Genomic DNA, 23,564 nt, shown 5'->3' on the forward strand with positions numbered 1-23,564 from the left:
GCAGTACGAAAACCGCCCGGCCGTCGCTCTCACTCCTCCGCGTCGAGGTGGAAGCGGACGGTCTCGACATTGGCCCGCTCGAAGGCCTGCATCACGTGCTGGTACGAGCGCTCCATGGCGTTGTCGCCGTCGCCGGGGCTGTCCTCGGGCTTCAGCACGAACATCAGGAGCGAGCGCCCGGTCACGGCGTAGCCCGTGCCGAACGGGAAGCTCTCCACGTCCTGGCTGTCCGGCAGGTTAGTGTCGAGGAGCCGCGTCCAGGCCACGCCGCCGACCGATTCCGGCAACGTGAAGGTCACGAGGTCGTGGTAGGCGTTGAACATGATCAGCAGGGTCGCGTCCCCACCCCGGCGATGCAGCCCCGTCGCCTGGGCACGCCCGTCGAGCTGAACCGCGAAGGAGCGGGCGCCGCCGTCGGTCCAGTTCTCGGGCGTCATCTCGCTCCCGTCCGGGCGCAGCCACGCCACGTCCTTGACGCCGAACTCCTCGTCGTACTGGCCGGTGAGGAACCGCCCGCGATTCAGGATCGGCAGGGCGTTGCGCAGGAGGATCAGGCGCTGGGTGAATTCGGCCAGATCCCGCTCCTCGTCGCCGATCGCCTCCCAGTCCAGCCAGGAGACTTCGTTGTCCTGGCAATAGGCGTTGTTGTTGCCGTTCTGGGTGCGGGCGAACTCGTCGCCGGCGAGCAGCATCGGCGTGCCGCGGGACAGGAACAGCGTCGCCAGCATGTTGCGCATCTGGCGCAGGCGCGTGGCCCGGATCTCCGGATCGTCGGTCGGGCCCTCGACCCCGTAATTGTACGAGAGGTTGTGCGAGTGGCCGTCGCGGTTGCCCTCGCCGTTCGCGTCGTTGTGCTTGTCGTTGTACGAGACCGTGTCGTGCAGGGTGAAGCCGTCATGCGCGGTGAGGAAGTTCACCGAGGCCCAGGGCTTGCGCCCGCGCTTGTTGAACTTGTCGGCCGAGCCGGCGATGCGCGCCGCCATGTCGGGCAACAGGCCGGCATCGCCCTTCCAATAGGCGCGGACATCGTCGCGGAACCGGTCGTTCCACTCGGCCCAGCCGGGCGGGAAGCCGCCGACCTGATAGCCGCCGGGGCCGCAATCCCACGGCTCGGCGATGAGCTTCACGTTGTTGAGCACCGGATCCTGCCGGCAGGTATCGAGGAAGCCGCCGCCCTCGTCGAAGCCGTAGGGCTCGCGGCCCAGGATCGTGGCGAGGTCGAAGCGGAACCCGTCGACCTGCATCTCCTGCGCCCAGTAGCGCAGCGAGTCGGTCACCAGCTGCAGCACCCGCGGATGCGACAGGTTGAAGGTGTTCCCGGTGCCGGTATCGTTGATGTAGTAGCGCGGCTCGTTCGGTAGCAGCCGGTAGTAGGAGGCGTTGTCGACGCCCTTGAACGACAGGGTCGGGCCCTTCTCGTTGCCCTCGGCGGTGTGGTTGTAGACCACGTCGAGGATCACCTCGAGGCCGGCGCCGTGGAAGCGCGACACCATCTCCTTGAACTCGGAGAAGGCGAAATCCGGCACCGCCGCGTAGCGCCGAGCGGGGGTGAAGAACGAGATCGTGTTGTAGCCCCAGTAGTTCACCAAGCCCTTCTGCTCGAGGTAGTCGTCCTGCACGAAGGAATGGACCGGCAGCAGTTCCACCGAGGTGACGCCGAGGCTCTTGATGTAGTCGAGCACGTCCCGCGTGCCGAGACCGGCATAGGTGCCGCGCAGCTTCTCCGGCACCCGCGGGTCGAGCTTGGTCATGCCCTTGACGTGGGTCTCGTAGAAGATGGTCTTCTCCCACGGGACATGCGGCTTCTGGTGCCGCCCCCAGGTGAAGGCCGGGTCGATGACGCGGGAGCGGCGGGTATAGGGGGCGCTGTCGCGCTCGTCGAAGGTCAGGTCGTCGCCGGATTCCATCTGGTAGCCGAACAGGGCCGGGTTCCAGGTGATCGAGCCGACGAGCCCCTTGGCGTAGGGGTCGATCAAGAGCTTGTTGGGGTTGAACCGGTGGCCGGCCTTCGGCTCGTAGGGGCCGTGGACCCGGTAGCCGTAGATCGTGCCGGGGCGGGCGTCGGGCAGGTAGCCGTGCCAGATCTCGTCGGTGTACTCGGGCAGCTCGATCCGCTCGATCTCCCGCTCGCCCTGGTCGTCGAACAGGCAGAGCTCGACCTTGGTGGCGTGGGCCGAGAACAGCGCGAAATTGACGCCCAGCCCGTCCCAGGTGGCGCCGAGCGGATAGGGTTGGCCCTCTTGGATGCGCGAGCGGGACTGCGACGAGGGACGTCGGGAATCGGACATGGACACTCCGGGACTCCGCCCGCCCGGCCGGCGCCGCGTCGGGGGATGTACCGGGTGAACGTGCCGGCCACGGCGAAGCTCCCCGGAGGTGGTAAAATTTGCTCAGGCTGTGGACGGGGTTGAGGCCCGCCGCTCAGGCCGTCCGGAGCCGCCGCAACAGCATGTCGCGGACATGCACCGTGCGGGCCTCGCGCAGGCTCGCCCGGGTCCAGGCGAGGTACAGCGTGTTGGTCGGCCCCGGCCGGTCCGCGGGCAGCTCGGCCAGGCGCCCTGCGGTCAGCGCCTCGGCGCAGAGATAGTCCGGCAGGATCGTCCAGCCCATGCCGGCCTCGGCCATCCCGAGGAGGATGCGCAGGTCCGGCGCGGTCGCCGCGGGCCGCAGGGTAGCGGGCGCCCCGAAGACCGCTGCGAAGAAGGCGCTGATCAGGGCCAGCTCCTCGTCGTAGGCGAGGCAGGGCAGATCCTGCAGGAGCCCGGCCGAAACCATGCGGCCCTTCACGCGCGCCGCGAATTCCGGGGCCGCCACGAGGGTCAGCCGCTCGCGGTCGAGATCGGCGAAGCCCAGGCTTCGGCTGTCCGGCTTCGAGGCGGTGACGGCGAGGTCGGCCTGCCCCTGGTCCAGGGCGGCGTAGATCCGCGCACGGTTCCCGGTCTGGATGCGCAGGCGCAGGCCCTCGGCCACCAGGGGCGCAAGGGCCGGGCCGACCCGGGCCGAGAGATACTCGGCCGGGCCGACGAGATGCAGCGTTCCGGCGAGTTCGGTGGAGCGGGCACGGGAAGCGGCCATCACGGCGTCGAGGCCGTCGAGGCTCTCGGCGACCTGCCGGGCGAGGTCGTCGGCGGCCGGGGTCGGCGTGATGCCCCGGGCGCCGCGCAGGAACAGCGGCTTGCCCAGCATCGCCTCCAGGGCGGCCAGATGGGCCGAGGCCGCGGGCTGGGTGATGCCGAGCCGGGCGGCTGCCCGAGTCAGCGAGCCGGCGCGATAGGCTTCGAGGAAGGTCCGCAGATAGACGAGGTGACTCACCGGCAGAACCAACCATCGGAATTCCGATGGCTGATAGCGTGAGCGCTGATTTCTGTCGCGGGCTCGGACCCGGCAGGCTCCACGGGCAAGACGGAGCTTGTCCATGGCGGCATTCGACATTCTGATGATCACGACCTCCGCGGCCACGCTGGGGCACACCGGGCGGCCGACCGGGCTTTGGCTGGAGGAGCTGGCGGTTCCCTATTACGCCTTCGTGGAGGCTGGCGCCGCGGTGCGGATGGCCTCGATCGCCGGCGGTCCCGTCCCGATCGATCCGCATTCTGTCAAGCCGCGGGGCGAGAACGCAGCCCCCGTCGAGCGATTCCTCGGCGATGCGGCGGCCCAGGCGGCCGTGGCGGCGACCGAGCCGGTCGCGGATGCCGCCCCCGCCGACGCGGTGTTCCTGCCCGGCGGCCACGGCACGATGGTCGATCTGCCGGAGAGCGCGGCGCTGGCGGCCCTCCTCGGCCGGGCCTGGGCGGCCGGCGGAATCGTGGCGGCCGTCTGCCACGGGCCGGCCGGGCTGGTGAACGCCCGGGACGCGGCCGGCGCGCCGCTGGTGCAGGGCCGGCGCGTCACCGCCTTCTCGGACAGCGAGGAGCGCGCGGTCGGCCTCGACGCGGCGGTGCCGTTCCTGCTCGAGACCCGGCTGCGCGAGCTCGGCGCCCACTACACGAGCGGACCGGATTTCCAGCCCTTCGCCATCGCGGATGGCCGGCTGGTGACCGGCCAGAACCCGGCCTCCTCCCAGCCCACCGCCCGGCTGGTGCTGGACGCCCTGGCGGCCCGCTGAGCCATGGAGCCCCCATCCATGACCGCCACCCCCGCGCGGGCGATCCCGCCCGCCATCTTCATCTTCGCGCTGTCGGCCTTCGCCCTCGGCTTCACGGAATTCGTGACGATCGGCCTCGTCTCGGCCATCGCGACCGATCTGCGGGTCGAGGTCGCCCGGGTCGGGGCCGCGGTGGCGGCCTATGCCCTCGGCGCGACGATCGGCGCCCCGATCCTCACAGCCCTCGCGGCGGGCTGGACCCGCAAGCGGCTCCTGATCGTGGCGATGCTGGTCTTCACCCTCGGCAACGCCCTGGTCGGGCTCTCGACCGACCTGCCGACGCTACTCGCCGCCCGGTTCGGTTCGGGGCTCGGCCACGGGGTTTTTCTGGCGGTCGCCTCCAGCACGGCGACGCGCCTCGTGGCGCCGGACCGCGCCGGCGCGGCGGTCGCGGTGGTGTTCGGCGGGCTGACGCTGGCGCTGGCCTTCGGCTCGCCGCTCGGCACCTGGGCGGGCGGGATTTTTGATTGGCGGACGATCTTCTGGGCGGCCGCCGCCTGCGGCGCAGTGGGGGCTGCCGGCCTCGCGGTTTTCCTGCCCGCCGCGCAGGATGGCGGCGCGGCCTCCGATGCCCTGCACAACCTCGCGGCCCTGCTCGACCGGCGGCTGCTCGGCGCGGCTTTGATCACGGTGCTGGCCTATACCGGCTCGTTCTGCCTGTTCGCCTACATCGCGCCGCTGCTGATCCAGGTGACCGGGCTGGACCCCGCCCGGGTCGGGCCGATGATGCTCGCCTACGGCGTCGCCGCGGCGATCGGCAACCTTGTGGGCGGCCGGATGACCGACCGGCTCGGGCCCGACCGGGCCGTGGCGATCATCCTGGCCGGGCTCGCCCTCGTGCTCGCCGCGATGGCGTTCGCGGCCCGGTCGGTCCCCGGGATGGTGGTGCTGGTGGCGGGACTCGGCGCCCTCACCTACGCGGCGGTGCCGGCCCTGCAGGCGCGCGTCATCGGCATCGCCGAGCGTCACGTACCCCGCGCCCTGGCGGCCGCGGCCGGGCTCAACATCGCGGGGTTCAACGGCGGGATCGCGCTCGGATCGCTGCTCGGCGCGGGCGTGATCGATGCGTTTGGCCTGAGCGCGACGGCTCTGGCCGGATGCGGCGCGATCCTGATTGGGCTGATGTGCTTCGCCCGAGCGTAGGAGGCGCTGCTGTCCCGCTCACCCTATCCGTGGTGGGTCGACGCGGGCCCGGCCAAGCGCTTGAGGTGGAGTTCCTCCAGGTCGATCTCCGCCTCCAGCTGACGCAGCACCGAGTTGTGAATCCGGTTCTCCCGGTGCAGGCCGATCAGCGCCGACCGGCCTGAGCGCACCGCCAGGAGCGCCGCGGTGAAGTGCTCGGTCTTCTCGGCCTCCAGCGCGCCGCGCTCGTCGCGGTCCCGGGAGGTCGCCCGCACCCGGCGCCGATACTCCTCCACGAGCCGCCGGTGCTGCAGCGTTCCGGTCTCGGGAAACACCAGCCCTTCCAGGGCAGCGAGCCCCGCCTCGTTGACCACCACCCGGGCCATGGCTGCGTCGAGATGGCCGTCGGGCAGGTGCGCGGTGGGATCGAGGCGCAGCCGGCGGATCAGCGCTCCCAGCGTGGTCCCCTGGACCAGCACGGTGAACAGGATGACCACGAAGGCCGCCAGCAGGATCGCGTCGCGGCCCGGGAAATCCACCGGCAGCGCCAGGGCGGCCGCCAGCGTCACGACCCCGCGCATGCCGGCCCAACCGATGATCAGCGGCACGGCGGGATTGGGCGGCGGCTCCTCCGCGCGCACCCGCGCCGACAGGCTGCGCCGCAGGTAAACGGCGGGGAACACCCAGAGCAGGCGGGCGAGCACGCAGGCCGCCGTGACGGCGAGCGCCAGGGGCAGCCCCGCCGCGAGCGAGCCGAACTCACCGCCGGTCCGGGCCAGCACGCCGCGCAGCGCCAGCCCGATCAGCACGAAGACCAGCGCCTCCAGCACGAAGACCACGAACTGCCACACCACTACGGCGTGGCGCCGCGTCTGGGCGTCGAAGGTCTCGTGCTCCCGCCCGCCCATCATCAGGCCGCAGGCCACCACGGCGAGCACCCCGGAGGCGTGGACCTCCTCGGCCGCGAGGTAGGCAGCGTAGGCGGCGAGGAAGCTCAGCACCGTGATGGCGTTGGCGTCGTGCAGCCGCCGCACCAGGGCGTTCACCCCCAGCCCGCAGGCGAGCCCCACCGCGACGCCCGCCACCGCCAGCCACGCGAAGCTGCCGGCCGCCGACCACGCGCTGAAGCTGCCGGTGAGCGCCGCCGCCACGGCGAACCGGTAGAGCACGAGGCCCGACGCGTCGTTCACGAGGCTCTCGCCCTCCAACACCGTGATCATCCGGCGGGGCAGGGCAACCCGGGCCAGCACCGCCTTGGCGGCGACCGCATCCGGCGGCGACACGATGGCGCCGAGCGCGAAGCAGGCCGCCCAGGGCAGGGCCGGAACCACCGCGTGGGCGACGAGCCCGACCACCAGGGTCGTGAACACCACCGCCCCGAGCGACAGGGACAGGATCGGGCCGAGGCTCGCCCGGAAGTCGCGCCAGACGGTGAAGTAGGCCGATTCGAGCAGGAGCGGCGGCAGGAACAGGACCATGATCAGGTCCGGATCGAGATCGAAGGCCGGCAGGCCCGGCGCGACGGCCAGCGCCATGCCGCCGAGCACGAGGGCGGCAGCCGGCGGGAAGCCGAGCCGCCCGGCCACCAGCGACAGCAGCAGGGCCGCGCCGAGGAGGCCGAGGATCAGCTCGAACAGGGCGACGGAGGTCATCGGGCGGCCATACCGCACTTCCCGCCGCGAAGTCATGGTTTCAAAAGGTCGAAGACCTTTTGCGGGTGCAGGGCAAAGCCCTGCTCCTGCGCTCGGCCCGATGCATCAGGGCTCCGCCCTGATCACCCGCCAAAGGGCTTAAGCCCTTTGGAAACCCCTTCTCTACAGCGCCCCTTCCCGCACCGCGCCCGGATCGGCGAGCGCATGAAGGATGCGCGCGGCGCTGTGGGCGAAGCGCAGCGTCACGGCCTTGCGGCGGGCGCCACTCAGCGGATGCTCCGGGGGCTCCCGCAGGATCCCGGCCCCGTAGGCATCGGCGACGATCAGGCCGCATTCCTCCGGGATCAGCGATTCCGGCACGTCCTCAGGGATCGCGAAGAAGAACCGGTCGCAGAAATCCCGGTAATCCGGCCATTTCCGGTCGGCGCGGAAATCGGCGACGCTCGACTTGATCTCCACGATCGTGAGCTTGCCCGCCCCGCACAGCGCGATCACGTCGGCCCGGCGGCCGTTCACGAGGGAGAATTCCGCCAGGGTGACGCAGCCCATCTCGGAGAAGAGGCGCCGGACGCCCCGTTGGATCCGCAGGGCCGTGGGCGATTGCCGCCGGTCGGGCGGCAGGAGCGCGTCAATCACCACGGGGGCGGTGTCGGGAAGGCCGGGGGAAGCGGACATCAATCGCGGGGGAGGCGCCTGTATCGAATCGGCACATCCTGCCGATCCAGAGGCCATCCGTCACCTGCGACGCGGGACCACCCCGCGGCCGCTACCCGAGACAGGCCCGGATCGCGTCGAATCCGTCGGTGAGCGCGGCCGGACCGGGCTGCAGGATCAGCGGCGACTTGATCTCGTGGATGCGCCCGTCGCGCACCGCCGGGATCGCGGAAAAACCCGGACGCGCCCGGATCCGGTCGATGTTCACGCGCTTCCCGCACCACGAAGCCAGGATCACCTCGGGCGCCGCGGCGATCACCTGCTCGGGCGTAACGATCCGGTCCTTGGCGGCCTGCTGCCGGCTTAAATCCAAAAAGACGTCCCGGCCGCCGGCCCGGGCGATCAGGTCCGAGACCCAGCCGATGCCGGAGATCATCGGCGCGTCCCATTCCTCGAAATAGACCCGCAGGGGCGGCCGATCCGCCACGGCGCGCGCCGCCTCCGCGAGCCGCGCCTCGAAGCCCGCCGCCAGGGTCTCGGCCCGGTCGGGCGCGCCCACCAGCGCCCCGAGCGTCCGCACCATGGCGAGGCATCCGGCCAGATCGCGCTGGTTGAACAGGTGGACGGCGACCCCGGCACGGGCGAGGTCGGCCACGATGTCGGCCTGGAGGTCCGAGAAGGCGAGGACGAGGTCCGGCGCCAGGGCCAGGATCTTTGGGATGTCGGCGCTGGTGAAGGCCGAGACCCGCGGCTTCTCCTTCCGGACCCGGGCCGGACGCACCGCGTAGCCCGAGACACCGACGATCCGGTCTTCCTCGCCCAGCAGGTACAGGGTCTCGACGGTCTCCTCGGTGAGGCAGACGATCCGCTCCGGCGGGAAGCCGCGCATCAGCGGTCGAGCCAGGTCAGCAGCCCGGCCCCGGGCGCCAGGAGCACGAAGGCCCAGACCAGGGCCGAGGCGACGTTCGCCAGCTGGAACGGCAGCCGCGACAGGCCGAGGATGCCGGCGAGCAGCGGCACCAGGGCGCGCGCCGGCCCGAAGAACCGCCCCAAAGCCACGGCGGCGATGCCCCAGCGGCCGATGAAGGCCTCGGCCTTGGCGGTGAGATCGGGGTAGCGCCGCAGCGGCCACTTGGTCTTCGCCCCCGGCCCGAGCCAATGCCCCACCTCGTAGGAAATCCAGTCGCCCAGAGCGGCGCCGAGGGCGGCCCCCAGGACCACCGGCCAGAACGGGATGTCGGCCCCGCCCACCAGGGCGCCGATGGCGATCAGGATCACGGTAGCCGGCACGAACAGCGACAGCACCGCGATCGATTCGCAGAAGGCGAGGCCGCCCGCGATCAGCGGCGTCCAGGCCTTGTGCGCCTCCACGAAGGCGAGGGTCGTGGTGCGCAGGGCTTCGATGTCCATGGGGCTCAGCAGGCGATGGGAGGGCTGGTCCCATCTGAGGCGGGGGCGGGTGGGGGACAAGGGAGGGGGATTGCGGGCAAGGCTGTCACACCCGAAAATGCACGGCCCCCAACACGACAGCTTCGCCGGTGCCGGCTTCCCGCCCGGTCGTTCGCGGTCTTGGAGGCGAGCTTGGCGAATCGCACGGGTCGCGCGCGGCACGATCGACAGCGGATGAGGGTGGTGCAGATTCTGCTGATGGGCGAAAGCTCACGCTCCGGACACTCGGCCGGACCACGAAGAAGCCGCACCGGCCCGTACGCCCCAGTCGGCGGCCTGCCCAAATGACATCTGCATGTCTTCGTGCCCGATATCGTTTCAATCCAAGCCATGATGTGTTGCAAATCGCCTGCTTGATTAAACAAGATCGCTGACGTGATCAGTCAGGAAATTGCCCATGATCCGGACGGGACTGTTTTGGGCGTCGTTCGTCGCCATCCTGGCGGCATCGCCGGTCGGTGCGCAATCGAAGGCGGCCGCTTACCTCATCCAGCAGGCCATCTCAGAGGGGTGCGAAAGCCATCGCGGAACGATGGATGCGTCCGGCGCCATCGAACGCGACTTGGACGGCGATGGCGTCCCGGACCTGATCATCGCCGATGATGGGTTACGCTGCTCCGGTCCATCGCCGCGCAGCATCAATTGCGGCATGCAGGTCTGTTCGGTGACGTTCTACCTGCGCCGCGGCCCGCTGCTCCGGAAAGTGCACGACATGCTCGGGGCCGGACTCAGCGTTGGGTCCGAGCGCATCCCGAAGGTGCACATGTATGCCCATGGCGGTCGGCGCGGCTTCGTCCGCTGGAATGGCAGCCGCTTCGATTGACGTGACACGCGAGATACCCCCGCGCTTGCGCCCACGCCCCGGATCGCCGACAGCATCGGGCTGGCGCAGCCGAACCGGAATCACCCGCGTTGAACGTCCTGTCGATCCAGTCCCACGTCGCCTACGGCCATGTCGGCAACGCCTCGGCGGTGTTCCCGATGCAGCGGCTCGGCGTCGAGGTCTGGCCCGTGCACACGGTGCAGTTCTCCAACCACACCGGCTACGGCGCATGGCGCGGCCCGGTCTTCGACGCTGCGATGATCCGCGACGTGGTGAAGGGCATCGGCGAGCGCGGGGTGTTTCCCACCTGCGACGCGGTGCTGTCGGGCTACATGGGCTCGGCCGAGATCGGCGCCGCGATCCTGGAGGCGGTGGCTGCCGTGCGGGCGGCGAACCCGAAGGCGCTCTACTGCTGCGACCCGGTGATCGGCGATGTCGAGGAGGGCGTCTACGTGCGGCCAGGCATCGAGGCGTTCCTGCGCGCGCGGGCGGTGCCGCAGGCCGACATCCTCACCCCGAACCAGTTCGAGCTGGGCCTGCTCACCGGCCTGCCGAGCGGCACCCTGGCGGAGGCCGGGGCGGCGGTCGCGGCGCTGCGGGCGCGCGGACCCCGGGTCGTTCTGGTCACCTCGGCGCTCTGCGCCGACACACCGCCCGACAGCATCGACATGCTGGCCGGAGCGGAGGGTCAGCTGTTCCGGGTCCGCACCCCGCGTCTCGCCCTCAAGGTGAACGGGGCGGGCGACTGCATCGCGGCCCTGTTCCTCGTGCACTACGCCCGCACCGGCTCGGCCGCGGCAGCCCTGGGGGCGGCGGCGGCCTCGGTCTACGGACTCCTGAAGCGCACCGCCGAGGCGGGCTCGCGCGAGATCCTGACCGTGGCGGCGCAGGAGGAATACGTGAACCCGAGCGAGCGCTTTCCGGTCGAGGCCGTCTGAGCGTTCAGGGCGCGCCAACCTCCTCGCATAGGATCGTTGGCGCGGTGGTGACCGAAAAATTCACCGATCGCGCGATGAAGCAGAAGGCGTGGGCCTCATGGTGAAGCGCCATGGCCCGCGCCGCGTCCGACCCGGCCGCGATCGTCACGCGGGGCCGAAGGGTGACGGCGGTGAACTGGCCCGCGCCGCCCGCTTCCTCCGTCATGGTGCCCTCGGCGGCATCTTCGTAAGCCGTGACGACGACGCCCGCCCGCGTGCACAGGTCGAGATACCAGAGCTGGTGACAGGCCGAGAGCGACGCCAGCAGCAGCTCCTCGGGGTTCCAGCAGGCGGGATCGCCCCGGAACGCGGGGTCGGACGAGCCCGCGATCGGCGGCTTGCCGGACGCCGACAGGGTGTGGGCGCGCTCGTAGCCGCGATAGCTGCTGGTTCCCGTGCCGGTGTTGCCCGTCCAGGTCACCGTGACGGCGTAGCGGTGCTGCTTGTCGGCCATGGATCCCCCCGCGACACATGGAGTCCGCGCACCACCCGGTCTCCGGGCGAGTCGATCGAACACGCCGCACCGTGTACCAGTCTTGCGGTTCGCCCCCGAGTCGCGGCCGATCCGCCGCCGGGCTCGCGCGGGCAGGAAGGTCGACCCGATGGCGCGCCGCTTCGTTACCCTCGACGTCTTCACCGAGCACCGCCTCGCCGGCAACCCGCTCGCCGTGGTGCTTGAGTCGGAGGGCCTCGACACGGCTGCGATGCAGGCCATCGCCCGAGAGTTCAACCTGTCCGAGACGGTGTTCGTGCTGCCACCCGCCGAGTCCCGCCACCGGGCGCGGGTGCGCATCTTCACCCCCGGCCGCGAGCTGCCCTTCGCGGGCCATCCGACGGTAGGCACCGCGGTGCTGCTGGCGCTGCAGGATCCCACCCGGGGCGATGCCCGCGCCTTCGGCCTGGAGGAAGAGATCGGGATCGTCCCCTGCGTGGTCGAGACCCTGGCGGACGGCAGCGGCGGCCGGGCGCGGTTCCGGCTGCCGATCCTGCCGGACTACCTCGGCCCCGGACCCGAGCCGGAGATCCTGGCGCCGCTGCTGGGCCTCCAACCCGGCGACATCGGCACCGGCCGGCACGCGCCGAGCCGCCACGGGATCGGCCCCCGCTTCACCTGCGTGCCGATCGCCTCCGTGGCGGCCCTCGACGCTGCCCGCCCGGCCCAGGCGCCGGAGCCGGGGGACGGCCTCTACCTCTACACGCCCGATCCCGAGGGAACGGGCCAGAGCTGGCGCGTGCGGATGTTCGCGCCGGATCTCGGCGTCCAGGAGGATCCCGCCACCGGCTCGGCGGCCTCCGCCTTCGCGGGGGTGCTGATGCAGTACGAGGCACTCGGTGACGGCACCCACGACGTGGCGATCCGCCAGGGCCAGGCCATGGGCCGGCCGAGCACGATCGCGCTCCAGCTCACCATCGCGGCGGGCGCGCTGCAGGGCGTGGAGATCGGCGGCGCGGCCGTGATCGTGTCGGATGGCAGCCTGCATGTCTGAGGGGTTCCGCAGCACCAAGCTGGCCGACGTGACGGCGCGGTTCGTGGAGCACGGCTGGGCGTTCCCGCGGGTGCACGAAGCGGCCATCGCGGCACATTGGCAGGATCGGATCACCCGCAGCCCCGGCATGTTCGACGGCACTGTCCTCCTGTGCTGCGCCCACGCAATCGTGGACGGGGTCGCCCGGCTCGACCTGTTCGCGACGCGCTATTCCACATTCACCTACTACCGGCATATCCGGCACGCCGATCCGCAGATCCGCAACGCCTTCGCGGCGATCGTCCCCTGGACGGCGGACGGCGCGGTGCTGCTCGGCGCGATGGGTGGCCACACGGCCAATGCCGGCCAGCTCTACTTCCCCTGCGGCACCCCGGACCCGGACGACGTGCGCGGCGACAGCGTCGACCTCGCCGGCAGCGCCGCCCGGGAACTCGCCGAGGAGACCGGCCTCGCGCTGCCGGAGGATGCCGCGACGGAATGGATCCTCCTCGAGGGCGAGAACCAGCTCGCCTTCCTGCGGCCCGTGCGGTTTCCGGAGCCGGCGACGGTGATCGAGGCCCGCATCGCGGATCATCTCCGCAGCGAGGCCGAGCCGGAACTGGCCGGGATGCGCAGCGTGCGCAGCACGGCGGAGATCGACTCTGCCCGCATGCCAGGCTTCGTGCGGGCCTATCTGGCGCAGGCCCTCGCGGCCTGATCGCGACGCATATGGGGAGCCGGCGATGACCGCGTCCGTAGCGATCCGCGGGGAATGATGTTGTTCGAAGTCGGCACAATACGGAGTTCTGTTTTATTGACCGCTCCGGACCCGGCCATAAACTCAGCCTGATCTCGGGATCGCCCGCACGTTGCTGGCGGGACACCAAGGCAGGCCCCATGCGCATCGCATTTTCCGCCCGTCCCGTCGGTCGCCGGCTGGCGATCGGCCTGCTGGCCCTCCTGGCCGTGGCACTAGCCCCCGCATCGCGTGCGGCCGAGCCGGTGGTCCTGCGCGTCGGCGACCAGAAGGGCGGGAACCGCTCGCTCCTCGAGAGCGCCGGCCTCGCGCAGGACCTGCCCTACCGGATCGAATGGTCGGAATTCCCCGCCGCCGCGCCGATCCTGGAGGCGCTCAACGCCGGCGCCCTCGATGTCGGCTATACCGGCGACCTGTCCTTCCTCACGGTCTACGCGGCCGGCGCTCCCATCAAGGCGATCGGCGGCACCAAGTCGGATCCCCGGACACAGGCCATCCTGGTCCGCGCGGATTCGCCGATCCGCTCGGCTGCCGACCTCAAGGGAAAGCGGCTGGCCGGCACGCGCGGCGGCTGGGGCCAGTTCCTGATCAGCGCGACGCTCGAGAAGGCCGGGATCGCGCCCGCGGAGGCCACCTTCGCGCCGCTCAATCCCGTCGACGCCAAGGTTGCGCTGATGGCGGGCTCTGTGGATGCCTGGGCGGTCTGGGAGCCCTATGTCTCGTTCGCGATGCTCAAGGATAAGGCCCGTCCGATCGCCGACGGGGAAGGCCTGAGCCCGACCATCACATTCATCGTCGCGTCGGACAAAGCCATCGGCGCCAAGCGGGCGGCCGTGCAGGATTTCCTGAACCGCCTGAACAAGGCGCGGCTGTGGTCGCTGGACCACCTCTCCGAATATGCCCGGAACACCGCCGGCCTGACCAGGCTGCCCGAGGATGTCCTGCGCACGGCCTATACGGCGCAGCGGACCAGCCCGATCGCCATCGATGACAACGTCGTGGCCGAGGTCCAGGCGGCGTCGGACCGTGCGACGCGCTACGGCATCCTGTCGAAGACGCTCGATGTCGGCCGGGCCGTGGACCGAAGTTTCACGGGCGCGGCGTCGAAGTGAGGGCTCCGTCCCGTCAATGGGCGGCGCAGCCATCCGCCGGCTGGCCGTAGCCGCTGTACACGACCCGGACCTTGCGCGCGCAACCGGCCGCCGCCTTCGGGGCCGCCACGGGGGCGACCTCAACCGGCTCCACCCGCAGAGTTGCGGCCACCGGCTGATCCTCGGATGTGGCCAGGGCGCGGCTCGCGCTCATCACGAACGGTGTGGCCACGAAGGACGAGACCGCGAGCGCGGCGAAGAGGGCGATGTTCTTGCGGCCGAAGGTGTCGAGCGTGCGAGCGGTGCGCATGGCTGGTCGTCCGATGTATTCAGTTCGGCAGCGCTGAGGTGCCGATATCCCCTGTTGCGCTGATAACTTGGCCGTCAGCTCGGCGGTTCCGGTTTATTGCCCAAAAACCGCCACGCTTGGGTGTCGTCGCGCACGTCGGTGCAGGGTTCAGAACAGCTTGCGGTACTGTACGAAGCCGGACTTCTCCGCGATCCGGTCGTAGAGCTGCATCGCGTCCGTGTTGGTCTCGTGCGTCAGCCAGTGGACCCGCGAGCAGCCGGCGGATTTCGCGGCTTCGTAGACGTGCTCGATGAGCCGCCGGCCGATCCCGAGGCCGCGGGTCCCGTCCGCCACGAACAGGTCCTGCAGGTAGCAATAGTCGCCGATCGTCCAGGCCGAGCGGTGGCGGATATGGTGGACGAGGCCGACCGCCTCGGCACCGCGCCAGGCCAGGGCGCCGTCGACCGGCTCGGCCGGATCGTTGAGGCGCGCCCAGGTGGTGTCGGTGACCGCCTCCGACAGGTCAACCTTGTAGAAGGCCTGATAGCCGCGCCAGAGGGGCAGCCATGCCGCCCGGTCGTCGGCGCCGATCGGGCGAATCGTGAGTGCTTCCGTGTCGGCGTTCATGAGGTTCTCCGGGTGGTCTCCGGTGGGATCGGATCACCATCCGCCCGGGCCGCGCAAGCCGGCCCGCCTTGCACCTGTCACCTTGCACCCCTGCCCGCCCGCACCTAAACCGACCCGCCAGCGGCCCAAGCCGCCGCGCGAGCCCGAGCCTCCGACAGCCATGTCCCAAAAGAAATCGTTCCAGGGTCTGATCCTGACGCTTCAGGAATTCTGGGCGGCGCAGGGCTGCGTGATCCTCCAGCCCTACGACATGGAGGTCGGCGCCGGCACGTTCCATCCGGCCACGACCCTGCGGGCGCTCGGCCCGAAGCCCTGGAAGGCGGCCTACGTCCAGCCCTCGCGCCGGCCCAAGGATGGCCGCTACGGCGAGAACCCCAACCGGCTCCAGCACTATTACCAGTTCCAGGTGATCCTGAAGCCGAACCCGCCGAATCTGCAGGAACTCTACCTCGCCTCGCTGAAGGCGATCGGGGTCGACCTGACGCTCCACGATATCCGCTTCGTCGAGGATGATTGGGAGAGCCCGACGCTCGGCGCCTGGGGCCTCGGCTGGGAATGCTGGTGCGACGGGATGGAAGTCTCCCAGTTCACCTACTTCCAGCAGGTCGCGGGCTTCGAATGCGCGCCGGTGGCGGGCGAGCTGACCTACGGGCTCGAGCGGCTCGCCATGTACGTCCAGGGCGTCGAGAACGTCTACGATCTCGACTTCAACGGTGCCGAGGGGCCGGACCGGATCACCTACGGCGACGTGTTCCTGCAGGCCGAGCAGGAATATTCCCGCCACAACTTCGAGGCGGCCGACACCGCGATGCTGTTCCGCCAGTTCACCGACGCGGAGTCCGCCTGCCGGTCCTATCTCGACGCGGGCGAGCCAGAGGCCGGCGCCAACAGCCAGCGCCACCGGATGGCGCAGCCAGCCTACGACCAGTGCATCAAGGCGAGCCACGTCTTCAACCTGCTCGACGCGCGCGGGGTGATCTCGGTGACCGAGCGCCAGAGCTACATTTTGCGGGTGCGGGAATTGGCCAAGGCCTGCGGCGCGGCGTGGTTGAGGACGGCCGCCGGGGGCGCGTGAGGCGGCGCGCTGGCTTTCTGCCGGGCCGCCGCTGACGCCCCAATCTGGTGTGCGAAAATGCGCCGACGTCTTTGCGAGCGCAGCGAAGCAACACAGTGTCGCGCTGCGCTGAACAGGGTCGCGCTGCCCTGGGTTGCTTCGCTGCGCTCGCGATGACGGAGCGGAGCCCCTGGCGCCCTCGCGCGTTGCAACCCCCGCCAACCGGCGCGCTCCGGCGCGTCCGCAGACGCGGGAATCCTGTGATGAAGAAGACGCTCCTCGCCCTCAGCCTTCTCGGCTTCGGCCTCGCCCCCGCGCTGGCGGCCGATCCCGGCCCGGAGGCGGTCGTGAAGAAGCTCTACGCCGAGCCGCACCCGAATCACTCGGCCGTCTACTCGAAGCGCCTGCAGGGCCTGTTCGACGCCGACGCCAAGCAGGCCAACGGGGCCACCGGCAACCTCGATTTCGACTACCGCCTCAACGGCGAGCCGCTGAAGCCCGACACCGTGAAGAGCCTGACCTTCAAGGAGGCCACGGAGGGCAAGGATCAGGCGAAGGTCACGGTGGAGCGCAAGGGCGGCGACGGCTCGAAGGCGATCGTCTACGACCTCGTGCGCGAGGATGGCGGCTGGAAGGTGTCGGACGCCCACGCGATCGGCGACCGCAAGTGGCAGCTCTCGACCATCCTGAAGGGCGAGGCGCACTGAGGCGGATCCCCGGCCCTCGACAGGGGTGCGGCGCGGCGATATGGCCGCGCCATGCCCGACCTCCTGCTCGAACTCCGCTCGGAAGAGATCCCCGCCCGCATGCAGCGGCGCGCGGCGGAGGATCTCAAGAAGCTCGTCACCGACGCCCTGGTGGCGCGCGGCTTCCTGTATGAGGGCGCCAAGGCGTTCTCGACGCCGCGCCGGCTGGCGCTGCACATCGCCGGCCTGCCCGCCCGGGGCGAGGCCGTGCGCGAGGAACGCCGCGGCCCGCGGGTCGGCGCCCCCGAGGCGGCCGTCCAGGGGTTCCTGAAGGGCGCGGGGCTGACGAGCCTCGATCAGGCCACGACCGTCACTGATCCCAAGAAGGGCGAATTCTACCTCGCGGTGATCGAGCGCCCCGGCCGCGAGACGCTGGACGTGCTGGCCGAGCTCCTGCCGGAGATCATCAAGAACTTCCCCTGGCCGAAATCCATGCGCTGGGGCGCGGCCTCGGCCGAGCCGGGCTCTTTGCGCTGGGTGCGCCCGCTGCAATCGATCGTCGCGACCTTCGGGCCGGAGACCGAGACGCCGGAGGTGGTGCCGTTCACGGTCGGCGGGATCACGGCCGGGACCGTGACCTACGGCCACCGCTTCCTGGCGCCCGAGCCGATCGAGGTGCGCCGGTTCGACGATTACATCCAGGCCCTGGAGCGCGCAAAAGTCGTCCTCGACCCGGAGCGGCGCAAGGACGTGATCCTGCACGACGCCCGCGACCTCGCCTTCGCCCGCGGCCTCGACCTCGTGGAGGACGAGGGGCTGCTGGACGAGGTGTCCGGTCTCGTGGAATGGCCGGTGGTGCTGATGGGCTCGTTCGACGAGAGCTTCCTCGACATCCCCGCCGAGGCGATCCGGGCGACGATCCGGGCGAACCAGAAGTGTTTCGTGCTGCGGAAAAGCGGTTCCGAGGATCTGGCTCCGGCCTTCATCCTGGTCTCGAACCTCGTCGCCTCGGATGGCGGGCAGGCGATCACCGCCGGCAACGAGCGGGTGGTCCGGGCGCGCCTGTCGGACGCGAAGTTCTTCTGGGAGACCGACAAGGCGACCCGCCTGGAGGATCGGCTGCCGAAGCTCGACACGATCGTCTTCCACGAGAAGCTCGGCACGCAGGGCGCGCGGATCGCCCGCATCGCCGCGCTGGCGAAGGACCTCGCGCCGCTGGTGGGGGCCGATCCAGAGTTGGCGGAGCGCGCGGCGCGCCTCGCCAAGGCCGACCTCGTTACCGAGATGGTCGGCGAGTTCCCCGAGCTTCAGGGGTTGATGGGTCGGAAATACGCGACGCTCCAGGGCCATCACGAGAGCGTCTGCGCGGCCATTGAGGAGCACTACAAGCCGGTGGGCCCCTCCGACCGGGTGCCGAGCGATCCCGTCTCGATCGCGGTGGCGCTCGCCGACAAGCTCGACACGCTGGCGGGGTTCTGGGCGATCGACGAGAAGCCGACGGGGAGCAAGGACCCGTTCGCCCTGCGCCGGGCGGCGCTGGGCGTGATCCGGCTGATCCTCGACCGCGGCCTGCGCCTGCGCCTGCTGGAGCAGGTCGGCGCGGCGGATCGCAGCCTCGCCGGGCGGGCCGGCGCCGACCCGCAGGACCTGCTCGGCTTCTTCGCCGACCGCCTCAAAGTCTACCTCCGCGACCAGGGCGCCCGCCACGACCTGATCGACGCCGTCTTCGCCCTGCCCGGCCAGGACGACCTGCTGATGGTGGTCCGCCGGGTCGAAGCCCTCGGGCAGTTCCTCGACACCGAGGACGGCAAGAACCTGCTCGCGGGCTACAAGCGCGCGGCCAACATCCTGCGGATCGAGGAGAAAAAGGATAACCGCGCCTACGACGCCGCGCCCGATTCTACCCTTGCAGCCGCGGGCGAGCCGGCCGAGCAGGCGCTGGCCGAGGCCCTGGCGAAGGCGCGGGAGACCGCCTCGGCCGCCGTCGCCCGCGAGGATTTTTCCGGCGCCATGCAGGCGCTCTCGACGCTGCGCGCGCCGGTGGACGCGTTCTTCCAGGACGTGACCGTCAACGCCCCCGATCCAAAACTCCGCGAGAACCGCCTGTTGCTGCTCAACGCGCTCCGCGCCGCGACCCGCGAGGTGGCGGAGTTCTCGAAGATCGAGGGGTGAAACGCGCCGCTCTCCCTCCCCCGCAGAGGGGGGAGGGAGACCCGCGCCTCATCCGTGATCGTGATGCCCGTCGATCTCCGGCAGGGTCAGCCCGAAATGGCGCACCAGATCGGCCACCTGCCCGGGGCTCAGCTGCCGCGGGTTGAGGTTGCGCAACAACAAATACAGCTTGGCGGTCTCCTCCAACTCCTCGGTGGCGAAGACCGCGCCCTCCAGGCTGTCGCCGGCCACCACCGGGCCGTGATTGGCGAGCAGCACCGAGCTGTACTTCCCCGCCAAGCCCCGGATCGCATCCGCCACCGCCGGGTCGCCGGGGCGGTAATAGGGCACCAGCGCCGTCCCGCCGGTGCGCATCAGGTAGTAGGGCGTCAGCGGCGGCAGCACCTGACGCGGGTCGATCTCCGGCAGCATCGAGACCGCGACCGCATGGGTCGAGTGCAGGTGGACGATGGCCTTGGCCTCGCTGCGGCTCTCGTAGAGTGCGCTGTGCAGCGGGATTTCCTTGGTAGGCTTGTCGCCCGAGACGAGGCGACCGGTCTCGTCCAGCCGCGCGATCCGTGCCGGGTCGAGGAAGCCGAGCGACGCGTTGGTCGGCGTCACGAGCCAGCCGCCATCGGGCAGGCGCAGGGAGATGTTGCCGGAGGAGCCCGGCGTCAGCCCGCGCTCGAACAGCGAGCGGCCGTAGCGGCAGATCTGTTCGCGCAACGCCGTCTCGCTCATGCGGTCGCTCCCTCGATCAGCTCGAATCCGAGATCAAGTCTCTTGGACGCCGGATCGTTCAGGCAGGCGGCGGCCTGACGGCCGATCTCCAGGCGCGGCGTGCGCACCGTCGACAGGGGCTGGGGCATCGCGGCGGCGAAGTCGAGCCCGTTGAAGCCGAACAGCGCGAGCCGCCCCGGCACCGCCAAATCCGCCGCCAGACAGGCGAAGTAGCCGCCGAGCGCCATGTCGTCGTTGGAGAAGTAGACTGCGTCGAGATCGGGCACGCGCGCCAGCAGCGCTTCGAGTCCAGCTCGGCCCGAGGCCGGTGATGACGGTCCGGGCCGGATTTCCCGACCCTGGAGCGCCAGCCCCGCTTCCCCCAGCGCGTGCTCGAACCCGGCGAGCCGCTTGCCTGCCCGCAGGTCGACCGTGAGATCGTGCCCGAGATAGGCGATCCGCCGGTAGCCGCGCGCGACGAGGTGCCGGGCGCTCGCCGCGCCCACGGCCCGGTTGGAGAAGCCGACCACGGCGTCGATCCCTTCTCCGTCCGTGTCGATCATCTCGACCACGCGGACGCCCCCGGCCTTGGCCAGGGCGACGGTGCCGGGAGTGTGCTCCAGCCCGGTGAGCAGCAGCGCCGCGGGCCGCCAGGACAGGAGCGCGGCAACCAGCGCCTCCTCCCGGTCCGGATCGTAATCGCTGACGCCGATCACGCAGGGGATGCCCTCGGCGTCCAGCGCCGCGGTCAGCCCGCGCAGCAGGTCGGGGAAGACCACGTTGGCCAGCGACGGGATCACGACCCCCACGAGCCGCGCGCTCGCTCCCTGCCCGGCGAGGCTGCCGGCGAGTCGGTTCGGCACGTAGCCGAGCCGGGCCACCGCCTCCGCCACCCGTTCGCCGGCGCGCTTCGAATAGGAGCCATGATTGCGCAGCACCCGCGAGACCGTGCTCTCGCCGAGACCGGCTTCCCGGGCGACGTCGGTGAGGGTCACGAGCCGCCCCGGCGGCGGGATGTCGTCCATGGCCCCGCTCTCCCGGCGCGGATTTTCTTGCGATGACAGCGCCAATGAGCCGGATGGATCCGGTCGTGCGCAGGTCTCCTCTCCCAGGCGGGCCACGATGTTCACACAACTGCGCCGACACTCTCTCCTCCCCCTTGTGGGGAGGAGTTGGAGGTGGGGGTGGTGCAGAAGGCACCGCTGCGCCTCATCCTGAACCACCCCTACCCCTGACCCCTCCCCGCAAGGGGAAGGGAAAAGCGCTTTCTTCTGAGGGTCGTCAGCCTCTGAGAGAAGTGTAAATCCGCAAGGCCGCACAGGCTAGGGCACGCGTTGCATCACCTGACATAGCGGCCTGCATTATTTCGCACAATCGGATTGGCAGCGCTGCCAAAAGGCGATATGGCACCGCCCAGCATCGCCCCACGAGCGGTGAAGACCACTATTCGTCCGTACTGAAACGATACGGGCGCGGGAGAACGCCCATGCCGGTCCAAGCCGCCCCGCTCGGGGGCGCCACCGCACCCGCGGACGAGAAGTCCGTCGCCGACCGCACCTACGCGCAGGTGTTCTGGCGGCTCGTGCCGTTCCTGATGCTCTGCTACGTGGTGGCGTATCTCGACCGGGTGAATGTCGGCTTCGCCAAGCTCCAGATGGCGCAGGAGCTGAAGTTCTCCGAGACGGTCTACGGGCTCGGCGCCGGCATCTTCTTCCTCGGCTACTTCCTGTTCGAGGTGCCCTCGAACGTGATCCTCCACCGGGTCGGTGCCCGGGTCTGGATCGCCCGGATCATGATCACCTGGGGGCTCATCTCCGGGGCGTTCCTGTTCGTGAACTCCGAATGGAGTTTCTACGGGATGCGCTTCCTGCTCGGCCTCGCCGAGGCCGGCTTCTATCCGGGCGTGATCCTCTACACGACCGCGTGGTTCCCGGCCCACCGCCGCGCCAGGGTGATCGCGGTGTTCATGGCGGCGATCCCGATCTCCGGCATCTTCGGCAACCCGCTGTCGGGCTGGATCATGGACGCGTTCAACGGCGCCCACGGCCTATCCGGCTGGCAGTGGATGTTCCTGATCGAGGCGGTGCCGGCGGTTCTGGTCGGCCTCGCGGTGTTCCTCTACCTCGACAACCGCCCCGCCGAGGCCAAGTGGCTGACCGAGTCCGAGAAGCGGCTCCTGGCGCACGACATCGCGGCCGACAACCAGGGCAAGGAATCGAGCCCGCACTCGATTGCCACCGTGTTCCGCAACGGGCGCGTGTGGTTCATGAGCCTGATCTACTTCGCCTTCGTTACCGGCCAGTACGGGCTGACCTTCTGGATGCCGACGATCGTCAAGGCGTCGGGCGTGCAGGGCAACTTCCACATCGGCCTGATCAGCGCGATCCCGTTCCTCTGCGCGGCGGTGGTGATGGTCCTGCTGGGGCTCTCCGCCGACCGGATGCGCGAGCGGCGCTGGCACCTGATCATCCCGGCTTTGATCGGTGCTGCCGGCTTCGTGGTCTCGGCCAATGCCGGCTCGACGACGCTCGCCATCGCGGCGCTCTCGGTGGCGGCGGCCGGCGTGCTGACCTGCTCGCCCCTGTTCTGGTCGCTGCCGACGGCGTTCCTGAGCGGCGCGGGCGCGGCAGCCGGGATCGCGCTGATCAACTCTGTGGGGAATCTGGCGGGTTTCGTCAGCCCCTACGTGATCGGCGCCCTGCGCGATGCCACCGGCAGCACCGCCGCAGGCCTCTATGCGCTCGCCGTGATGCTGGTGGTGGGCGCGGCCTGCGTGTTCGTCACGCCGGCGCGGATGGTGAATCGCTGAGGCCTTTCCCCTCCCCCCCTGCGGGGGGGGAAAGGGGTGGGGGTAGTGCAGAACCCAGCTCGGTGGTGCCACCTGCACCACCCCCACCTCCAACTCCTCCCCACAAGGGGGAGGAGAGCGCGTCGAGCTTGATGACGGGGCGCCAGCCGTACCGGCTATGGAATCCAAGAGGGCACCCATGATGACCGACACCCCCACCTGCCGCGCCGCGGTGATCGGCCTGGGCTCGATGGGCTCCGGCATGGCCGGCTCGCTCCTGCGGGCAGGCTTTTCCGTCGCCGCCTGCGACGTGAACCCGGAGGCGGTGGCCCGCTTTGAAGCGGCCGGCGGCCGCGCCGCCGCGAACCCGGCCGAGGCGGCGCGGGACGCCGACGTGGTGGTGAGCGTCGTCGTCAACGCCGCCCAGACCGAGGCGGTGCTGTTCGGTGAGAACGGCGCCGCCGCCGCGATGTCGGAGGGCGCGGTGTTCGTCTCCTCCGCCACCATGGATCCGGCCGTCGCCCGGGCGCTCGCGGCGAGGCTCGAGGCCACCGGCCACCATTACCTCGACGCCCCGATGAGCGGCGGCGCCGCCCGCGCGGCCAATGGCGGCCTGACCTTCCTGGCCTCGGGCTCGGCGGAGGCCTTCGCCAAGGCGCGGCCCGCCCTCGATGCCATGGCGGGCACCCTCTACGAGCTCGGCGACGCGGCCGGTCAGGGCGCGGCCTTCAAGATGATCAACCAGCTGCTCGCGGGCGTCCACATCGCCGCCGCCTGCGAGGCGATGGCCTTCGCGGCCAAGCAGGGCCTCGACCTCGCCCGCGTCTATGAGGTGATCACCAAGTCGGCCGGCAATTCCTGGATGTTCGAGAACCGGGTGCCGCACATCCTCGATGCCGATTACAGCCCGAAGAGCGCCGTCGACATCTTCGTGAAGGATCTCGGCATCGTGCAGGACATGGCCCGGGCCGAGAAGTACCCGGTCCCGGTGGCGGCGGCAGCGCTGCAGATGTTCCTGATGGCGTCGGGCGCCGGCATGGGCCGGGACGACGATGCCTCCGTGGCGCGGCTCTACGCGCAGGTCTCGGGGGCGACGCTCCCGGGCCAGAAGTAG

General features: G+C 70.4%; 23 protein-coding genes. 12 read left to right on the forward strand and 11 right to left on the reverse strand.

All coding sequences use genetic code 11. From position 1 onward, the window contains the following. Positions 1 to 29: 29 nt before the first annotated feature. Together glgX and BLQ49_RS09055 are read right to left on the reverse strand one after the other, a co-directional pair. Entirely contained in the window at positions 30 to 2,288 is a 2,259-nt protein-coding gene (gene glgX, locus BLQ49_RS09050) for a glycogen debranching protein GlgX (protein ID WP_091715195.1), read from the reverse strand. Between the two features lie 133 nt (positions 2,289 to 2,421). After that, positions 2,422 to 3,312, reverse strand: coding sequence for a LysR family transcriptional regulator (locus tag BLQ49_RS09055; RefSeq protein WP_091715681.1), 891 nt, complete (start codon positions 3,310 to 3,312; stop codon positions 2,422 to 2,424). A 103-nt stretch (positions 3,313 to 3,415) separates the two neighbouring features. Between BLQ49_RS09055 and BLQ49_RS09060 the strand changes: the two genes are divergently transcribed. Beyond that, a complete protein-coding gene (locus tag BLQ49_RS09060) occupies positions 3,416 to 4,105 on the forward strand; it encodes a type 1 glutamine amidotransferase domain-containing protein (RefSeq protein ID WP_091715202.1) in 690 nt (229 codons plus the stop codon). A gap of 18 nt (positions 4,106 to 4,123) precedes the next feature. Beyond that, the gene (locus BLQ49_RS09065; protein ID WP_091715204.1) at positions 4,124 to 5,287 is read left to right on the forward strand and encodes an MFS transporter; all 1,164 of its coding nucleotides are present in this window, start codon (positions 4,124 to 4,126) and stop codon (positions 5,285 to 5,287) included. Positions 5,288 to 5,310: 23 nt separating this feature from the next. Here the strand turns inward: BLQ49_RS09065 and BLQ49_RS09070 are convergent, their stop codons facing one another. From BLQ49_RS09070 to BLQ49_RS09085, 4 genes are all read right to left on the reverse strand, one after another. Next, on the reverse strand, positions 5,311 to 6,918 hold the full coding sequence (locus BLQ49_RS09070; RefSeq protein ID WP_091715205.1) for a Na+/H+ antiporter: 1,608 nt from the start codon (positions 6,916 to 6,918) through the stop codon (positions 5,311 to 5,313). A 162-nt stretch (positions 6,919 to 7,080) separates the two neighbouring features. Beyond that, a complete protein-coding gene (locus BLQ49_RS09075; RefSeq protein ID WP_091715211.1) occupies positions 7,081 to 7,593 on the reverse strand; it encodes an MmcB family DNA repair protein in 513 nt (170 codons plus the stop codon). Positions 7,594 to 7,684: 91 nt separating this feature from the next. After that, positions 7,685 to 8,461 carry a cobalamin-binding protein gene (locus BLQ49_RS09080; RefSeq protein WP_091715213.1) on the reverse strand — a complete coding sequence of 259 codons (777 nt, stop codon included), beginning with the start codon at positions 8,459 to 8,461 and terminating at the stop codon, positions 7,685 to 7,687. Further along, the gene (locus BLQ49_RS09085) at positions 8,461 to 8,982 is read right to left on the reverse strand and encodes a DedA family protein (RefSeq protein WP_091715214.1); all 522 of its coding nucleotides are present in this window, start codon (positions 8,980 to 8,982) and stop codon (positions 8,461 to 8,463) included. Before BLQ49_RS09085 ends, BLQ49_RS09080 begins: the two co-directional genes overlap by 1 nt. Positions 8,983 to 9,418: 436 nt before the next feature. On the opposite strand from BLQ49_RS09085, the gene BLQ49_RS09090 reads away from it, so the two are divergent. Both BLQ49_RS09090 and pdxY read left to right on the forward strand, forming a co-directional pair. Next, positions 9,419 to 9,844, forward strand: a complete 426-nt coding sequence (locus BLQ49_RS09090) for a hypothetical protein (RefSeq protein WP_091715216.1) — start codon at positions 9,419 to 9,421, stop codon at positions 9,842 to 9,844. A gap of 89 nt (positions 9,845 to 9,933) precedes the next feature. Continuing rightward, positions 9,934 to 10,782, forward strand: a complete 849-nt coding sequence (pdxY, locus tag BLQ49_RS09095; RefSeq protein ID WP_091715218.1) for a pyridoxal kinase PdxY — start codon at positions 9,934 to 9,936, stop codon at positions 10,780 to 10,782. Positions 10,783 to 10,786: 4 nt separating this feature from the next. Here the strand turns inward: pdxY and BLQ49_RS09100 are convergent, their stop codons facing one another. Next, a complete protein-coding gene (locus BLQ49_RS09100; RefSeq protein ID WP_091715224.1) occupies positions 10,787 to 11,275 on the reverse strand; it encodes an OsmC family protein in 489 nt (162 codons plus the stop codon). A 148-nt stretch (positions 11,276 to 11,423) separates the two neighbouring features. Between BLQ49_RS09100 and BLQ49_RS09105 the strand changes: the two genes are divergently transcribed. From BLQ49_RS09105 to BLQ49_RS09115, 3 genes are all read left to right on the forward strand, one after another. After that, positions 11,424 to 12,308 carry a PhzF family phenazine biosynthesis protein gene (locus tag BLQ49_RS09105; RefSeq protein WP_091715225.1) on the forward strand — a complete coding sequence of 295 codons (885 nt, stop codon included), beginning with the start codon at positions 11,424 to 11,426 and terminating at the stop codon, positions 12,306 to 12,308. After that, the gene (locus BLQ49_RS09110; RefSeq protein WP_091715226.1) at positions 12,301 to 13,005 is read left to right on the forward strand and encodes an NUDIX hydrolase; all 705 of its coding nucleotides are present in this window, start codon (positions 12,301 to 12,303) and stop codon (positions 13,003 to 13,005) included. Before BLQ49_RS09105 ends, BLQ49_RS09110 begins: the two co-directional genes overlap by 8 nt. Positions 13,006 to 13,184: 179 nt before the next feature. Further along, entirely contained in the window at positions 13,185 to 14,156 is a 972-nt protein-coding gene (locus BLQ49_RS09115) for an ABC transporter substrate-binding protein (protein ID WP_091715227.1), read from the forward strand. A gap of 13 nt (positions 14,157 to 14,169) precedes the next feature. Here the strand turns inward: BLQ49_RS09115 and BLQ49_RS09120 are convergent, their stop codons facing one another. Next, a complete protein-coding gene (locus tag BLQ49_RS09120; protein ID WP_091715232.1) occupies positions 14,170 to 14,445 on the reverse strand; it encodes a hypothetical protein in 276 nt (91 codons plus the stop codon). Positions 14,446 to 14,592: 147 nt separating this feature from the next. Next, positions 14,593 to 15,051 (reverse strand): GNAT family N-acetyltransferase, encoded by a 459-nt coding sequence (locus BLQ49_RS09125; RefSeq protein WP_091715234.1) that lies wholly within the window; start codon positions 15,049 to 15,051, stop codon positions 14,593 to 14,595. 160 nt (positions 15,052 to 15,211) lie between these two features. On the opposite strand from BLQ49_RS09125, the gene BLQ49_RS09130 reads away from it, so the two are divergent. From BLQ49_RS09130 to glyS, 3 genes are all read left to right on the forward strand, one after another. After that, positions 15,212 to 16,126 (forward strand): glycine--tRNA ligase subunit alpha, encoded by a 915-nt coding sequence (locus BLQ49_RS09130; protein WP_091715236.1) that lies wholly within the window; start codon positions 15,212 to 15,214, stop codon positions 16,124 to 16,126. 242 nt (positions 16,127 to 16,368) lie between these two features. Then, positions 16,369 to 16,812: a DUF3828 domain-containing protein gene (locus tag BLQ49_RS09135; protein WP_091715237.1), complete on the forward strand. Its 444-nt coding sequence runs from the start codon at positions 16,369 to 16,371 to the stop codon at positions 16,810 to 16,812. 51 nt (positions 16,813 to 16,863) lie between these two features. After that, positions 16,864 to 18,963: a glycine--tRNA ligase subunit beta gene (gene glyS / locus BLQ49_RS09140; RefSeq protein ID WP_091715238.1), complete on the forward strand. Its 2,100-nt coding sequence runs from the start codon at positions 16,864 to 16,866 to the stop codon at positions 18,961 to 18,963. A gap of 48 nt (positions 18,964 to 19,011) precedes the next feature. Here the strand turns inward: glyS and otnC are convergent, their stop codons facing one another. After that, a complete protein-coding gene (gene otnC / locus BLQ49_RS09145) occupies positions 19,012 to 19,683 on the reverse strand; it encodes a 3-oxo-tetronate 4-phosphate decarboxylase (protein ID WP_091715239.1) in 672 nt (223 codons plus the stop codon). Beyond that, positions 19,680 to 20,687, reverse strand: a complete 1,008-nt coding sequence (locus tag BLQ49_RS09150) for a LacI family DNA-binding transcriptional regulator (protein ID WP_091715241.1) — start codon at positions 20,685 to 20,687, stop codon at positions 19,680 to 19,682. Before BLQ49_RS09150 ends, otnC begins: the two co-directional genes overlap by 4 nt. Before the next feature lie 461 nt (positions 20,688 to 21,148). On the opposite strand from BLQ49_RS09150, the gene BLQ49_RS09155 reads away from it, so the two are divergent. Next, on the forward strand, positions 21,149 to 22,471 hold the full coding sequence (locus tag BLQ49_RS09155) for an MFS transporter (RefSeq protein WP_091715242.1): 1,323 nt from the start codon (positions 21,149 to 21,151) through the stop codon (positions 22,469 to 22,471). Positions 22,472 to 22,649: 178 nt separating this feature from the next. After that, complete coding sequence (ltnD, locus tag BLQ49_RS09160; RefSeq protein ID WP_280140956.1) at positions 22,650 to 23,564, forward strand: L-threonate dehydrogenase; 915 nt, start codon at positions 22,650 to 22,652, stop codon at positions 23,562 to 23,564.

The organism is Methylobacterium phyllostachyos (assembly GCF_900103445.1).
GTDB lineage: Bacteria > Pseudomonadota > Alphaproteobacteria > Rhizobiales > Beijerinckiaceae > Methylobacterium > Methylobacterium phyllostachyos.